Source organism: Streptomyces sp. NPDC087845 (assembly GCF_044742755.1).
Lineage (GTDB): Bacteria > Actinomycetota > Actinomycetes > Streptomycetales > Streptomycetaceae > Streptomyces.
This window is the reverse complement of record NZ_JBIUVC010000001.1, coordinates 23,840-38,305: the sequence shown is the minus strand read 5'-3', so window position 1 is coordinate 38,305 and position 14,466 is coordinate 23,840. Positions and strand designations below refer to the sequence as shown.

The window sequence follows — 14,466 nt, the reverse complement described above, 5'->3', positions numbered from 1 at the left end:
AACACCCGATCCATCCCGGGGGAGTAGGAAGCACCTGTGAGCACCTTCGACAACGCCACCGCAGACCGGCCCATCGGTCTCACGGCGCCCAGCGGCATCGACCGCGCGGCGCACCACCGCCTCGACGAGGCCTGGCTGTCCGCCGCGTGGAGCCACCCGACCACCCGTGTGTTCGTCGTCTCCGGCGGGCAGGTGCTGATCGACGACACGGCCGACGGCGGCACGGAGATCGTCATGACCCCGGCCTTCGACGCCCCGGTCACCGAGACCCACCGCTACTTCCTCGGCACCGACGAGGACGGCGTCAGCTACTTCGCGCTCCAGAAGGACTCCCTGCCCGGGCGCATGGACCAGCCGGCCCGCCCGGCCGGCCTGCGCGAGGCCGGGCTGCTGCTCGGCCCCCGCGACGCAGGCCTGATGGTGCACGCGGTGGCGCTGGAGAACTGGCAGCGCCTGCACCGCTTCTGCTCACGCTGCGGCGAACGCACGGTCATCGCGGCGGCCGGTCACATCCGCCGCTGCCCGGCGTGCGGCGCCGAGCACTACCCGCGTACGGACCCCGCCGTCATCATGCTGGTGACGGACGACCAGGACCGCGCCCTGCTGGGCCGCCAGGTGCACTGGCCCGAGGGCCGCTTCTCGACGCTCGCGGGCTTCGTCGAGCCCGGGGAGTCGATCGAGCAGTCCGTCGCCCGCGAGGTCTTCGAGGAGGCGGGCATCACCGTCGGCGAGGTCGAGTACATCGCCAGCCAGCCCTGGCCGTTCCCGTCCAGCCTGATGCTCGGCTTCATGGCACGGGCGACCTCGTCCGAGATCGACGTGGACGGCGAGGAGATCGAGGAGGCCCGCTGGTTCTCCCGCGAGGACCTGACGGCGGCGTTCGAGTCGGGAGAGGTCATGCCCCCGTTCGGCATCTCGATCGCGGCCCGCCTGATCGAGCTCTGGTACGGCAAGCCGCTCCCGAAGCCGGGCACCGTCGGCTGACGTTCGACTCACCGCCAACGGACGACCGCGCCCGCGGACGCATACGGCAACGCCCCCTCCGGTCGAGCTCGATTACCGGAGGGGGCGCGGCTGTGCTGCGGGAGCGGCGGGATCAGACGGCGAGCGCCTGCTTCACCTGGGCCAGGGACGGGTTCGTCATGACGGCCTCGACGCCCGTGGAGCCGACCACCAGGACGGTGGGAACGGTCTGATTGCCCCCGTTGGCCTTCTCGACGAAGGCCGCGGAATCCGGGTCCTGCTCGATGTTGATCTCGTTGTACGTGATGCCCTCGCGGTCCATCTGGCTCTTGAGCCGACGGCAGTAGCCGCACCACGTGGTGCTGTACATCGTCACAGTGCCCGGCATGTCTTCGCGCTCCTCTGTCTCGTCAGTCATCTTGGACGCGTCCCCGGACTCATCTGTCCGCTCGGACGCGTCTGTCTCATCCGTCTCATCCGGCACGCGGAGAAGCTGGAAAGTGCGTCGCCGCACGGAAAGGGAACGTACGTGAGGCAACCACCATTCCCGCCGCCACCCCCGCATAAGTACGACCGATACGGCCCCCCTGTGGACAACCTCCGCACCGGCCTCATCCGACCTGGCAGCATGGCGGGGTGACAGCAGCAACGCATTCCTCCCTCTTCCCACAGGTCCCCGAGTCGGCCGACGCCGTGCTCGACGGCCTGGACCCCGAGCAGCGCGAGGTCGCCACGGCCCTGCACGGCCCGGTGTGTGTGCTGGCCGGAGCCGGTACGGGCAAGACGCGTGCGATCACGCACCGCATCGCCTACGGAGTGCGTGCCGGAATACTCCAGCCGACGAGCGTGCTCGCCGTCACCTTCACCAACCGGGCCGCGGGCGAGATGCGGGGGCGGCTGCGCCAGCTCGGCGCGGGCGGGGTGCAGGCGCGGACGTTCCACTCCGCCGCCCTGCGTCAGCTCCAGTACTTCTGGCCGAAAGCGGTCGGCGGTGACCTGCCGCGGCTGCTGGAGCGCAAGGTCCAGCTGGTCGCCGAGGCCGCGGCCCGCTGCCGCATCCGCCTCGACCGCAACGAGCTGCGCGATGTCACCAGCGAGATCGAGTGGTCCAAGGTCACCCAGACCGTGCCCGCCGACTACCCGGCCGTGGTCGCCAAGACACAGCGCGACGCCCCGCGCGACCCGGCCGAGATCTCCCAGATCTACGCGATGTACGAGCAGCTGAAGCGCGACCGCTCGGTGATCGACTTCGAGGATGTGCTGCTTCTCACCGTCGCCATCCTCCAGGACCGCCACGACATCGCCGACCACGTCCGCCGCCAGTACCAGCACTTCGTCGTCGACGAGTACCAGGACGTCAGCCCGCTCCAGCAGCGGCTGCTGGATCTCTGGCTCGGTGACCGGGACACCCTGTGCGTCGTCGGTGACGCCAGTCAGACGATCTACTCCTTCACCGGAGCCACCCCCGACCACCTCCTGAATTTCCGTACCCGCCACCCCCGGGCGACGGTGGTCAAGCTGGTCCGGGACTACCGCTCCACCCCCCAGGTCGTCCATCTGGCCAACGGGCTGCTCGGCCAGGCCCGCGGCCGCGCCGCCGAGCACCGGCTCGAACTGGTCTCGCAGCGCGAGCCCGGCCCCGAGCCCGCTTACACGGAGTACGCGGACGAGCCCGCGGAGGCCGAGGGCACCGCCCGCCGCATCCGCGACCTGATCGCCGCGGGCGTCCCGGCCGGCGAGATCGCCGTGCTCTACCGGGTCAACTCGCAGTCCGAGGTCTACGAACAGGCCCTGGCCGACGCGGGCGTGCCCTACCAGCTGCGGGGCGCCGAGCGCTTCTTCGAACGGGCGGAGGTACGGGAGGCGGGCGTCGCCCTGCGCGGCGCCGCCCGCGCGGGGGGCAACGACTCCCTGCTCGACGACGCGGAGGGGCTGCCGGCGGAGGTGCGTGCGGTGCTCTCCACCAAGGGGTGGACCACGGAACCACCCGCGGGCTCCGGAGCGGTGCGCGACCGCTGGGAGTCCCTGGCCGCCCTGGTCCGGCTCGCCGAGGACTTCGAACAGGCCAAGCCGGGAGCGACGCTCTCCGACCTGGTGGCGGAGCTCGACGAGCGGGCCGCCGCCCAGCACGCCCCCACCGTCCAGGGGGTCACTCTCGCCTCGCTGCACTCGGCGAAGGGCCTGGAGTGGGACGCCGTGTTCCTGGTCGGGCTGACCGAGGGCATGATGCCGATCACCTACGCCAAGACCGACGAGCAGATCGAGGAGGAGCGCCGGCTGCTGTACGTCGGCGTCACCCGGGCGCGCCTGCACCTCTCGCTGTCGTGGTCGCTGTCCCGCTCACCCGGCGGCCGCGCCGGACGCCGCCCGAGCCGGTTCCTGAACGGGGTGCGCCCCGGCTCGGCGGCGGCTCCCGGCACGCGTGGCGCGGCGGGTGGCGGCGGGATCGAGCGGGGCGCCGGACCGGTCGCCAGACGCGGCCGCCGCGGCCCTGCCCGGTGCCGCGTCTGCGGCAAGACCCTCACCGACGCGGGCGAGATGAAGCTGATGCGCTGCGACGGCTGCCCCTCCGACATGGACGAGGCGCTGTACGAGCGGCTGCGCGACTGGCGGGCGGTCCGGGCGAAGGAGATCGGCCAGCCCGCGTACTGCGTCTTCACGGACAAGACGCTGATGGCGATCGCGGAGGCGGTGCCGGGCAGCGCGGGAGAACTGGCCGTGATCTCCGGAGTCGGCGCGCGGAAGCTGGACCGGTTCGGGACCGCGGTACTCGCCATTTGCGCAGGTGAGACGGTAGAGGAAGGGCACGGGGGCGTCGTTGACGAGGTGTGAGAAAAACTCGTCGAAAAAATAGTTTGCGCCCGCCCCAGTCATCACCATAGGTTCTTAACCACGGGAACAGCGACTTCTCTGAAGCCCTGGTCCTGTGCTGTACTTATCCGAATACGCAGGACCGGCCCGCCGGTCCCCCCGAGACGCCGAGAGGAGGCGATTGAAGTGATCAGCATCATCGAGACCAACAAAATGACCGATCTCTCGGTCGTCTCCGCCTGCTCGCTCGGCCTCGCCTGCTCTTCCGAGTCCTCGCTCCGTGGCACCGGTCTGTCCGGCATCTCTGCCGCCAGCCTGCTGTCCCCGGCGAGCCTCCCCGTGCGGGAGCGCAATGAGCGACCGACCCAGGCACCGGCAGCAGCAGTAGCGAAGGGACAGGCCCAGGCCTATGCCTTTGCGGCCGTCGGTGCGGGAGCGGAATCCGGCGCCAAGAAGCAGATGACGCACCACCACACGATGTGGGCCTTCCGTGGGCCTGAACCCTGGAGTGATCCAGCCTGATTCGCCATCAGGCCGGCGCCTTCAGGGCCGCGGAACCCCACTCGGGATCCGCGGCCCTTTTGTTTTGTCCAAACGGACGAGACAGCGCGAAGGAGCCTCGGGACAAGCAGCACCCGGTACCAGCCGCCACCCGGCCAACAGGCCGGAACGACCAGACGAGGACACCACCCACCGTGCAACTCGAAGCGCACGCCCCGTCCGTACCGCCTTCCGACACGATCCCGCCGCCCGGCCTCACGGAGGACTCCACCTTGACCCCCCTCACCGCGCTCACCGCGCTCGACGACGCCATCGAGAACCTCGGCGTGCCCGTCCCCTGCCGCTCCTACGACCCGGAGGTCTTCTTCGCCGAGTCGCCGGCCGATGTCGAGTACGCCAAGTCCCTCTGCCGCACCTGCCCGCTCGTCGAGGCCTGCCTCGCCGGCGCCAAGGAGCGTCGCGAGCCGTGGGGCGTCTGGGGCGGTGAGCTCTTCATCCAGGGCGTCGTCGTCGCTCGCAAGCGGCCGCGTGGTCGTCCGCGCAAGAACCCGGTCGCGGCGTGATCGCCGGACTGGGGGTCGCGGCCCCCAAACCCATGAAGCGCATCGGAACCATCGACCGTCCCCACACCCACGATCCCCGAAATCAGGCACCAATGTCCGTCCCCACGAATGAGCCCGTCGGCTCCGCAACACCGAACGTCACGATCACCGGCGCGAACGACTCGCGTCAGAACAGGACCCGCGAGATGCAACTCATTCCAGAAGCCCTGGCTCGTGCGCATATGCACGACCGCCTGAGGGAAGCCGACACGCAACGCCGGGCCGTGCGCCTGGTCACCGCGCGCCGGATGCAGCGCAGGGCCGAGCGCGCCTCGATGCGCGCCCGCCGTGCGCTGGCCATGGCGGTCATGCACTAGCCGGGCAGGACACCAGCAGCGCCCGCTGCCGGGCAGCCGCTCTGCCCGGCAGCAATCAGTACCCATGTCAGTACCCCTTCCGCGGGGCCGGTCCGAACGGACCGGCCCCGCGGTCGTGCTGTGTGGTGCCGCGCGGCACGGCGGCGGCGGAGTTATCGTCACCACGTGGACGAGGAGACTCATCACCGGATGCGGCAACCCGCGCAGAGGGACACCGCAGTGGCCGCGTGTGCCCTGTGCGGAACCTCCGCCGGCAGCGAGACCGTACCGCCGACCTGGATCTGCTCCGTCGAGAACGGCAGCCACCAGTACTTCTGCGAAAAGTGCGCCCGCACCCATATCAGGGCGATCGAGAGCCGCCTCGACTCCGCCTGGTGGTGAGGCCGGGGCGTGACGTCTGGCGGTGACACATGGGGCGTGCGCCTGGTGGTGACACATGGGGCGTGCGCCTGGTGGTGGCGGTCGGGGCACGAAACCCGAGGTTGTGGAGCCGGGGTGTGACGGTCCGGGCTCGGTGACGGGTCCGAAGGCCGACTGCCCTATGCGCCGGGCGCGTCGCCCGCCAACTCCTGTACCACGACCTCCTGCTCATCCTCCGACAGGAACCCCGGGACCCAGGATTCGAGTTCGTCGCGCAGCCGTACCGTCGCACTCAACTGGCACAGCACCCCGATCGTGCTCAGCGTCACCCGGTGTATCAGCAGATAGGAGGGCGGCAGATTCAGCTGCTTGCCCAGCTGATGAGCGGGCGAGCGGGGATCAGCGATCCGAGCCGCCTGATTGCGCATCCAGCTCCGGGTGAAGGTGAACTCCTCTACCCGCGCCGGTTCGATGATCGGGAGGAGGTAGTCGAGCACTGCGTCCGGATCGAGATCGATCGAGTCCTTGACGAACCCCTCCTCGCGCAACAGCTCGTACACCGCCTCCGCGTCACCGGCCAGTGCCAGCCGCAAGGAGTCCCCGATGGTCTGCGGCAGACCACCCGGCAGCCGGTCTACCGTGCCGAAGTCCAGCACCCCGAGCCGCCACTGTCCGGCCTCGTCCGTCTCGTCGTCCGGGGGCAGCAGCCGGAAGTTGCCCGGATGCGGGTCCGCGTGCAGCAGCCCGGTGCGCGCCGGCCCCGAGAAGAGGAAGCGCGCCAGCAACTGACCGGCCCGGTCGCGCTGTTCCGGTGTGCCCCCGGCGATCACGTCGGCAAGTGGAACGCCGTCCATCCACTCCGTCACCAGCACCTGGTCGGACTGGTGCACCACACCGGGGATGACGACGTCCGGATCGGCCGCGAACTCCTCGGCATGGTCCCGCTGCGACCGTGCCTCCTGGTCGTAGTCCAGTTCCTCCGAGACCCGGTCACGCAGCTCCGTGATGAGCGGCTTGACGTCCATTCCGGGGATCAACGGGCCGAGCAGCCGGGCGAACCTGCTGAGCTGGGTCAGATCGGAGAGCAGCGCCTCGCCGGCGCCCGGATACTGCACCTTCACCGCGACGTCGCGCCCGTCGTGCCACACCGCGCGGTGCACCTGACCGATCGAGGCGGCGGCCGACGGCTTGTCCTCGAAGTCGAGGAACAGCTCCCGCCAGTCCTCGCCGAGCCGCTCCTCCAGCACCGCGTGCACCGTGCCGCTGGGCAGGGGCGGCGCGGCTTCCTGCAGTTTGGTGAGCGCCGCCCGGTACGGCCCCGCGACCTCCTCGGGCAGCGCCGACTCGAAGACGGACAGGGCCTGACCCAGCTTCATCGCCCCGCCCTTCAGCTCACCCAGGACCTTGAAGAGCTGATCCGCGGTGCGCTGCTGAACCTCCCGGGCCACCAACTCCGCCGACTTCCCGCCGATCCGCTTGCCCAGACCCCACGTGGCGCGGCCGGCGAAGCCCAGTGGCAGGGCGGCCAACTTGGCGGTGCGGGTGACCGCTTTCCGGGGTAGATCAGACATGAGCCCCTCCAAATCCCAGACTGCCGTACCGCGTGCGGCGGTTACCCGGCCATTGTGTCGTGTACCGCGTCGGCCCCGGAGGCACGCTCCCCCTCAGTGTGCCCAGCCGCTCCGCAGCAACAGCCGAGATGTGCCCCGATCCGCTCGGAGCGCCAGTCCAACAGCGGCAGCGCGGCCTCCCAGCGGGTCCCTGTACTGGCGGGCAGCTCCCCGTCCAGAAAGGACAGCGCGTGAGCGGCCGCCAGGCCGGCCACCGCCGTCGCCAGCCCCAGGTCACAGGCCTGGACGGCGTTGCGCCGACCGGACTGCCACTGCGAGAGCATCCTCGGCCACTGCTCGTCCCGTTCCGCACGCTCCAGCGCCAGGCATCCCGCGCACGCCGTGCCCCCGGGCAGGACCAGGGGCCCGACCACTCCCGTCGCCTCCATCACTCCGGCATAGAGGTGGGGAGTCCCCGAAGCGATCCACGGTTCCGCAGGCCTCGGGTCGGGGGCGTACGCCGAGAGACCGTCACGAGGGGCGATCACGATCAGTGACAGCCCCGGCTCGCCGCCCGCCGAGGCCTCCGCCGCCTCCGCCGTCCGGGGAGCCGGGCCGACGGCGGATCTGCGCACCAACTGCCGGGCCGCGGTGGCCCTGCGCTCCCCGACGGCCGCCGGTGGAAGTCCGCAGGGCGAGACGTCCGACGGCTCGGTGCACCCGCCGTCCAGCACCTCCACCCGGCCCACTCCGGACCCGGACAGCACCGCCGCGATCGCGGCACCGACCCGCCCGGCGCCCCGCACCTGGACCCGCATCGCCCGGCGGGCCGCCAGCCGCCGCATCCCGCCGCCCGGCTCGGGATGGACGACGGAGAGTGACGCCAGGTCAGGGCGGTACCGCTCCAGGGCCTCGGGCCGGTTCCTCAACGCATCGGTCTCCGGGCCGGCGGCCCGCACATCGTCGATCAGGCCCGCGTCTCTCAAGCGGCGCACCAAGGTTTCCACTTGATGGTCCGACAGGTCCATGGCTCGGGCTTCTTCGCGCAACAGCGGCAGGCCGCGCGTGCCGTCGAGCAGTTCCAGAAAACAGCCCGTGGCGATATCCATCGGACCGAGCTTCACCGCATGAGCGCGGGTCACCCCGAATTGCACGGTGCCCCGGCCGCGCCATGCGCGGCGCAGTGCGGGCTTCAGCATCGGATACACGGCTTCCCCCGGTCTGTGTTCCATGATCTCTGTGTGTGGGCCATGGCCCGGATCTCCGCGAGATCCGTTGTCAGAATGCAGGCCGGCGGCGAAGTGTGCGGAAAGTTGTCCACAGGTGCGGGGTATTAGTCGTTCAAATGGTGCATGCCGTGGAGCGGATCGCACGCGAACCGTCCCGGAGGCGGGACTTCCTCCACTGACACCGGGTAACGTCATGGCGTGCCCGCCGACCCGTCACCCGGATTCGCCGGGGAGACCCCCGCGCGCAGTGCCGGAACCCATCAGCGCAGCGCGGTGGACCGCCCGCCCCGCGCCTCGGCGACGAGCGCGGTCGAGGTCCGCAGGAGCACCCGCCGCAGCAGAACGGTCTCCGCGTACCGGGAGGGGGACCGCACCATCGTGCTCATCCCCGCCCGGATGTCGCAGGCCGAGGAGCGGCGCTGGGTGAGCGTGATGCTCGACAAGCTCGCGGCCCAGGAGAGCAAGCGGATCCTCGGCGACAGCGAACTGGCCGAGCGGGCGGAGCGGTTGTCCGCCCAGTATTTCGAGGGCCGGGCCAGGCCCGCGTCCGTGCGGTGGGTGACCAATCAGAACACCCGATGGGGGTCCTGCACCCCGGCGGAGGGCAGCATCCGGCTGTCGCACCGGCTCCAGGGCATGCCCGAGTACGTCGTCGACTACGTACTGGTCCATGAGCTGGCCCATCTGCTCGTCCCCGGCCACGGTCCGCGCTTCTGGCGGCTGCTGGAGGCGTATCCCCGCACGGAGCGGGCCCGTGGCTACCTGGAGGGTGTGGTGGCGGCCGACCGGCTGCCGCATCTGCCCGCCGCACGCGGTGAGTGACGTTCGGCGATTCTGTACCGGGTGTGTACCGACTTAGCTCAACGTCGGAGTTTGCGGTTAGCCTGACGCGACGCATTCACATTCGGGATGGGGGACGGTCGTTACGCATGGCCAGGGAATTCCAACGCGGCCACAAGGCCAAGATCAGCGATCTCACACCGGGGACGGACCTGTACGTAGGTGTGCAGATCGCCGGCCCGGGACTGACCTTTGACATCAGCTGCTTCGGCCTCGATGCCAATGAGCAGCTCTCCGACGACCGGTATTTCATCTTCTTCAATCAGCCTAAATCGCCCGAGGAGTCCATTCAGCTTCTCGGTGCCCAGGCCGGTGACACCGAGTCGTTCCGCGTCACCCTGGACCGCATTCCGGCGAGCATCCACAAGCTGTCGTTCACTGCGACGGTCGACGGCGCCGGGCAGATGTCCCAGGTCGGCCCCGGTTACATCCGGATCGTCGCGGGTGGCGAGGAAGTCGTCAGGTACGCCTTCAACGGTTCGGAGTTCACCACCGAGCGTGCGGTGATGCTGGGTGACTTCTACCTGAAGGACGTCTGGCGGTTCGCCGCCGTCGGCCAGGGCTTCGACGGCGGCCTCGAAGCGCTGCTGAAGAACTTCGGCGGCGAGGTCGCCGAGGAGGCGCCCGCCGCACCTCAGCCGCAGGCGGCCGCCCCGTCGTTCGCCCCGCCCGCCCAGCCGGCCGCCCCGGCACCCGCCCCGTCCTTCGGCGCTCCGGCCGCACCGCAGGCCCCCCAAGCGCCGCCGCCCGCCCCGTCCTTCGGCGCCCCGGACGCACCGGCCCCCACGCCGCAGCAGCAGATGCATTCCGCGCCGACGATGGCGGCCCCGATGGCACCGCACGGCGGCATGGTGCCGCCGCCCGCCCCCGCTCCGGCGCCGTACGGACAGCCAGGTCTGCCGCCCCAGCAGCCGCAGTTCGGGCAGATCCCCGGGCAGCAGCCCCCGCCCGCCGCTCCGTACGGCCAGCAGGCCCCCGCCCCGTACGGACAGCAGCCACCAGGAATGCAGCCGCCCGGAATGCCCCAGGGTGTCCCGCAAGGCATGCCACAGGCCGGTGCCGGGCTTCAGGCCGCGCTCCAGCCGTACAAGGAGACGGCCACCGGCCAGCGTTGGACCCCGCAGAACCAGCAGCTCATGCGGGTCGACCTCACCATGGGCGGCATGCCCGTGCTCGCCCGGCAGGGCAGCATGGTGATGTACCAGGGCAAGGTCGACTTCAGCTACAAGGGCGCCGGTTTCGCGGGCCGGATCGTCGGCAACGCGACCGGCCAGGAAATGCAGCTGATGCGCTGCACCGGCCGCGGACAGGTCTTCCTCGCCGAGGACGGCTCCCATCTGCACGCCATCGAGCTCCAGGGCGACGGCATCTGCGTCTCGGCGGAGAACGTCCTCGCGTTCGACGAGTCGCTGCAGCACGAGGTCCGCAGGATCGAGGGCCACGGCATTCCCGGTGGGGCCCTGTTCACCATGCAGTTCCAGGGCACCGGCACGGTCGTCGTGAAGACCCACGGCGTCCCCGTCGTCCTGCCCGTCACCCCGACCACCTTCGCCGACTGCAACGCCGTCGTCGCCTGGTCGTCCGCGTCCCAGGTGATCATCTCCAGCCAGGTCCGGCTGCGCCGCAACGCGTACCCGGGGCACAGCGGGGAGACCGTGAACCTTCAGTTCCGGGGCGCCCCCGGCAACTTCATCGTTGTCCAGCCCTACGAGGTCTGAGGGAGCCCGTCATGAACCAGCAACTCGCGGGCTACGCCCCGACCCCCGTCACGGCCCGTATGGAGAACCACGGCCACACGATGCTCAAGGTCGCCATGGCCACCGGCCAGGACCTCTACGCACGTACCGGCTCGATGGTGGCGTACGAAGGCTTCATCCAGTACGAACCCAACCCGCCGGCCGTCCGTCAGATCGCCTCCCAGTGGATCACCGGCGAGGGCGCACCGATCATGAAGTGCTCCGGCGACGGACTGCTCTACCTCGCGGACTACGGCGCCGATGTGGTCGTCATCAACCTCAACAACGACTCCCTCTCGGTCAACGGCACCAACGTCCTCGCCTTCGACAGCCATCTCACCTGGGGCGTGGAGCGGGTCAAGGGCCTCGCCAAGTTCGCCGGCCAAGGACTGTGGAACGTCTGCATCTCGGGCACCGGCTGGGTCGCCATCACCTCGCGGGGCACACCGATCGTCGTCGACTGCGGACGCGGCGAGGACGAGACCTACGTCGACCCGGACGCCCTCGTGGCGTGGTCCCCGAACCTCAAGGTGAAGGGCAAGCGCAGCTTCAAGGCCTCCTCCCTCATCGGGCGGGGCAGCGGCGAGGCGTACCAGATGGCCTTCTCCGGCCAGGGCATCGTCGTCGTACAGCCGAGTGAGGACAGTACCGACCGCCTGCGGGTCCGGAACTGAGGGTGAGGAGAAACACACCATGCAGAGTCCGCTTTTCAGCTACACGGAACAGCAGTCCCAGGACCGGTACACCGTCCAGAACCCGCAGCTCCTGCGGGTCTCGCTGACCGGCCGGGACGACGTCCTCGCCCGCAAGGGTGCCATGGTCGCCTACCAGGGGCTGATGGAGTTCGACGGCGAGTACCAGTCGCACGGGCAGCGCCGCGCCCGCGCGAGCACCGGCGAGGGCCTGGAACTGATGCGCTGCTCCGGGCAGGGCACCGTCTACCTCGCCAACCTCGCGCAGTACATCCATGTCGTGGACGTCGACCACGACGGCATCACGGTGGACAGTGCCTACGTCCTGGCCCTCGACTCCTCGCTGCACACCGAGGTCATCGCGGTGGACAGCCAGTACGGCATCTCGGGCACCGGCAAGTACCAGCTCAACATCTCCGGCACGGGCAAGGTCGCCCTGATGACCTCGGGCCGGCCGCTGATGATGCAGGTCACGCCGGACAAGTACGTCAACGCCGACGCCGACGCGATCGTCGCCTGGTCCAGCTCGCTGCGCGTGCAGATGCAGGCCCAGACGCACTCCTCGGGTGTCTGGCGGCGGCGTGGCAACACCGGCGAGGGCTGGGAGCTCAGCTTCCTCGGCCAGGGCTTCGCCCTGGTCCAGCCGAGCGAGGTGCTGCCCCCGCAGAACCACGAGATCGGCCAGGGCATCAGGGCCCAGTACGGCATGGGCCAGCAGGGCGCCCACGGCCAGAACCAGAACAACGCCTGGAACTGAGCCGCCGAGCACCGGCACGGGCCATACGGGTGAGGGGCGGTCTCCCCGGCGACCGCCCCTCACCCGTGCCGCATGCCTCCGTCCTACCGGAGCTGCTCCAGCGCGGCGCGGGCGCGCGTCATCAGCTGTACGACCGAGGTGTCGGCCACGGCCGCGACCTCGTCGTACGCGAACCAGCGCAGGTCCAGCGATTCGTCGCTGATCTGCTCCGTCGCGCCCGACGGGGCGAGCGCCGCGTACTGCACGTCCAGATGCCAGTGGCAGGGCGCGGGGATCCGGTGGCGGTCCAGCGTCACCGGTCCGCCCGCAAGCAGGGTCAGGCCGCCGATGCCGGACTCCTCGGTGGCCTCACGCAGGGCCGCGGCAGCCAGCGTGGTGTCCTGCGGCTCGCAGTGGCCGCCCATCTGCAGCCACATCCGCAGCTTGCGGTGCAGGGTGAGCAGGACCCGCCCGCGCTCCGGATCGACGACCAGTGCGCTGGCCGTAAGGTGTCCGGCCCCGCAGGCCTTCCACATGCCGTCGGGATGCCGAGCCAGATGATCCAGATAGACCTGGCGCAGTTCCTCCTGGGCCGGGTCCACCGGGTTCTCGTACCCCTTCAGTACGAGAACGGCGTCGTCGTACAGGCTCACCGGTCGGTGTCGCCCTTGCCGTCGTTCTCCCGGTCGGTTTCCCCGGTTTCTCCGGAGCCCGCTTCGCCCGCTGCGGCCTCGGGCTTCTGCGGACCCTTCGCGGCCTCGCCGAGCATCTTGTCCAGCTCGGAGAAGTCCAGCTGCTCGTGGTGCACAAAACCGTCCGGATCGTCCAGGTCCTGGGCGGTCGGAAGCATGTCGGGGTGCTCCCACAGGGCGTCGCGGCCGTCGAGACCACGGGCGTCCGTGAGCGAAGCCCACAGGCGCGAGGCGTCACGCAGCCGCCGCGGACGCAGCTGGAGACCGATGAGCGTGGCGAACGTCTGCTCGGCCGGACCGCCGGAGGCACGGCGCCTGCGCATGGTCTCGCGCAGCGCGTCGGCCGAGGTCAGACGGGACTTCGCGGCCTCGTGCACCACCGCGTCCACCCAGCCCTCGACCAGTGCGAGCGCCGTCTCCAGCCGGGCCAGGGCGGCCTTCTGCTCCGGGGTGTCCTCCGGCTGGAACATGCCCTGCTGAAGGGCGTCCTGCAACTGCTCGGGCTGCGACGGGTCGAACTGACCGACCACGTCCTCCAGCTTGCTGGTGTCGACCTTGATGCCGCGCGCATACCCCTCGACGGCGCCGAACAGATGCGAGCGCAGCCACGGAACGTGGGCGAAGAGCCGCTGATGGGCGGCCTCGCGCAGGGCGAGATACAGCCGCACCTCCTCCTGCGGCACGCTGAGGTCCTTGCCGAACCTCTCGACGTTCAGCGGAAGGAGCGCGGCCTTGCCCGCCGGGCCCAGCGGCAGTCCGATGTCGGTCGAGCCGACCACCTCGCCGGCCAGCACACCGACGGCCTGCCCGATCTGCTGGCCGAACATCGCGCCGCCCATCGACCGCATCATGCCGATCAGCGGCCCCGCCATCGCCTGCATCTCCTCGGGCAGCACATCGCCCATGGCCAGACCGACCCGCTCGGCCACCGGGTCGACCAGCTTCTGCCAGGCGGGCAGGGACGCCTCGACCCACTCGGCACGGCTCCACGCGACGGTCGAGACCGAACCGGAGGGCAGTGAGGTCACCCCGTCCAGCCAGAGGTCGGCCAGCCGCAGCGCCTCGTCGACCGCGGACCGCTCGGACGGGCCGACGCTCGCGTCCTTGGTGCCGTCCGGCGTGCCCTGCGAGACCGTCTGGCGCGCGATCTGCTTGGCCATGTCCCAGTTGACGGGACCGCCCTCGTAGCTCAGCATCTGGCCGAGCTGCTGGAAGGCCGCACCCAGGTCGTTGGGGTTCATCGTGCCGAACATCGCCGCGAACGGGTTGTCCCCGCCCGCGCCGGGCCCGAAGCCGAACGGGTTCGCCGGCCCGCCCGAACCCTGCCCACCTCCGGTGGGGTCCTTCTTCTTGCCCTCGTCGCCGTTGTCCGGCTCCTCCGGCGGAAGGCCGAATCCGAATGGGGTGTCACTCACGGGTTTCCTCGGCTCGTAGGGC

General features: G+C 70.3%; 15 protein-coding genes. 10 read left to right on the top strand and 5 right to left on the bottom strand.

Going from position 1 to position 14,466, the window contains the following annotated elements:
• Positions 1-36: 36 nt before the first annotated feature.
• On the top strand, positions 37-984 hold the full coding sequence (gene nudC, locus ACIOMQ_RS00185; RefSeq protein WP_362200594.1) for an NAD(+) diphosphatase: 948 nt from the start codon (positions 37-39) through the stop codon (positions 982-984).
• Positions 985-1,096: 112 nt separating this feature from the next.
• On the opposite strand, the gene ACIOMQ_RS00180 is transcribed toward nudC, so the two are convergent.
• The gene (locus tag ACIOMQ_RS00180; RefSeq protein ID WP_362200956.1) at positions 1,097-1,351 is read right to left on the bottom strand and encodes a mycoredoxin; all 255 of its coding nucleotides are present in this window, start codon (positions 1,349-1,351) and stop codon (positions 1,097-1,099) included.
• Positions 1,352-1,599: 248 nt separating this feature from the next.
• Here ACIOMQ_RS00180 and ACIOMQ_RS00175 point away from each other — a divergent pair, with 248 nt between their 5' ends.
• From ACIOMQ_RS00175 to ACIOMQ_RS00155, 5 genes are all read left to right on the top strand, one after another.
• Positions 1,600-3,795: an ATP-dependent DNA helicase UvrD2 gene (locus ACIOMQ_RS00175; protein ID WP_362200597.1), complete on the top strand. Its 2,196-nt coding sequence runs from the start codon at positions 1,600-1,602 to the stop codon at positions 3,793-3,795.
• 165 nt (positions 3,796-3,960) lie between these two features.
• Positions 3,961-4,296, top strand: a complete 336-nt coding sequence (locus tag ACIOMQ_RS00170) for a hypothetical protein (RefSeq protein ID WP_362200600.1) — start codon at positions 3,961-3,963, stop codon at positions 4,294-4,296.
• Positions 4,297-4,469: 173 nt separating this feature from the next.
• The gene (locus tag ACIOMQ_RS00165) at positions 4,470-4,838 is read left to right on the top strand and encodes a WhiB family transcriptional regulator (protein WP_362200603.1); all 369 of its coding nucleotides are present in this window, start codon (positions 4,470-4,472) and stop codon (positions 4,836-4,838) included.
• Positions 4,839-4,870: 32 nt separating this feature from the next.
• Positions 4,871-5,194, top strand: a complete 324-nt coding sequence (locus tag ACIOMQ_RS00160) for a hypothetical protein (RefSeq protein ID WP_401754092.1) — start codon at positions 4,871-4,873, stop codon at positions 5,192-5,194.
• 165 nt (positions 5,195-5,359) lie between these two features.
• Positions 5,360-5,575: a hypothetical protein gene (locus ACIOMQ_RS00155; RefSeq protein WP_402187308.1), complete on the top strand. Its 216-nt coding sequence runs from the start codon at positions 5,360-5,362 to the stop codon at positions 5,573-5,575.
• Between the two features lie 158 nt (positions 5,576-5,733).
• Here ACIOMQ_RS00155 and ACIOMQ_RS00150 read toward each other — a convergent pair whose 3' ends face one another.
• Positions 5,734-7,125, bottom strand: coding sequence for an AarF/ABC1/UbiB kinase family protein (locus ACIOMQ_RS00150; RefSeq protein ID WP_362200606.1), 1,392 nt, complete (start codon positions 7,123-7,125; stop codon positions 5,734-5,736).
• A 41-nt stretch (positions 7,126-7,166) separates the two neighbouring features.
• Positions 7,167-8,312 (bottom strand): ThiF family adenylyltransferase, encoded by a 1,146-nt coding sequence (locus ACIOMQ_RS00145; RefSeq protein WP_362200965.1) that lies wholly within the window; start codon positions 8,310-8,312, stop codon positions 7,167-7,169.
• Positions 8,313-8,531: 219 nt separating this feature from the next.
• Between ACIOMQ_RS00145 and ACIOMQ_RS00140 the strand changes: the two genes are divergently transcribed.
• From ACIOMQ_RS00140 to ACIOMQ_RS00125, 4 genes are all read left to right on the top strand, one after another.
• Positions 8,532-9,155 carry a M48 family metallopeptidase gene (locus tag ACIOMQ_RS00140; RefSeq protein WP_362200609.1) on the top strand — a complete coding sequence of 208 codons (624 nt, stop codon included), beginning with the start codon at positions 8,532-8,534 and terminating at the stop codon, positions 9,153-9,155.
• A 107-nt stretch (positions 9,156-9,262) separates the two neighbouring features.
• The gene (locus ACIOMQ_RS00135; RefSeq protein WP_402187305.1) at positions 9,263-10,891 is read left to right on the top strand and encodes a TerD family protein; all 1,629 of its coding nucleotides are present in this window, start codon (positions 9,263-9,265) and stop codon (positions 10,889-10,891) included.
• Between the two features lie 11 nt (positions 10,892-10,902).
• Positions 10,903-11,583, top strand: coding sequence for an AIM24 family protein (locus ACIOMQ_RS00130; RefSeq protein ID WP_362200615.1), 681 nt, complete (start codon positions 10,903-10,905; stop codon positions 11,581-11,583).
• A gap of 19 nt (positions 11,584-11,602) precedes the next feature.
• Positions 11,603-12,358 (top strand): AIM24 family protein, encoded by a 756-nt coding sequence (locus tag ACIOMQ_RS00125; RefSeq protein ID WP_362200618.1) that lies wholly within the window; start codon positions 11,603-11,605, stop codon positions 12,356-12,358.
• An 83-nt stretch (positions 12,359-12,441) separates the two neighbouring features.
• On the opposite strand, the gene ACIOMQ_RS00120 is transcribed toward ACIOMQ_RS00125, so the two are convergent.
• Together ACIOMQ_RS00120 and ACIOMQ_RS00115 are read right to left on the bottom strand one after the other, a co-directional pair.
• The gene (locus ACIOMQ_RS00120) at positions 12,442-12,990 is read right to left on the bottom strand and encodes an NUDIX hydrolase (protein WP_362200621.1); all 549 of its coding nucleotides are present in this window, start codon (positions 12,988-12,990) and stop codon (positions 12,442-12,444) included.
• Positions 12,987-14,444, bottom strand: coding sequence for a zinc-dependent metalloprotease (locus ACIOMQ_RS00115; RefSeq protein ID WP_362200624.1), 1,458 nt, complete (start codon positions 14,442-14,444; stop codon positions 12,987-12,989). Before ACIOMQ_RS00115 ends, ACIOMQ_RS00120 begins: the two co-directional genes overlap by 4 nt.
• Positions 14,445-14,466: the final 22 nt, after the last annotated feature.

Coding starts and splice junctions, on each gene's coding strand:
- ACIOMQ_RS00135 (WP_402187305.1), top strand. CDS start 9,263: ATGGCCAGGGAATTCCAACGCGGCCACAAGGCCAAGATCAGCGATCTC.
- ACIOMQ_RS00150 (WP_362200606.1), bottom strand. CDS start 7,125: ATGTCTGATCTACCCCGGAAAGCGGTCACCCGCACCGCCAAGTTGGCC.
- ACIOMQ_RS00125 (WP_362200618.1), top strand. CDS start 11,603: ATGCAGAGTCCGCTTTTCAGCTACACGGAACAGCAGTCCCAGGACCGG.
- ACIOMQ_RS00130 (WP_362200615.1), top strand. CDS start 10,903: ATGAACCAGCAACTCGCGGGCTACGCCCCGACCCCCGTCACGGCCCGT.
- ACIOMQ_RS00180 (WP_362200956.1), bottom strand. CDS start 1,351: ATGCCGGGCACTGTGACGATGTACAGCACCACGTGGTGCGGCTACTGC.
- ACIOMQ_RS00160 (WP_401754092.1), top strand. CDS start 4,871: ATGAAGCGCATCGGAACCATCGACCGTCCCCACACCCACGATCCCCGA.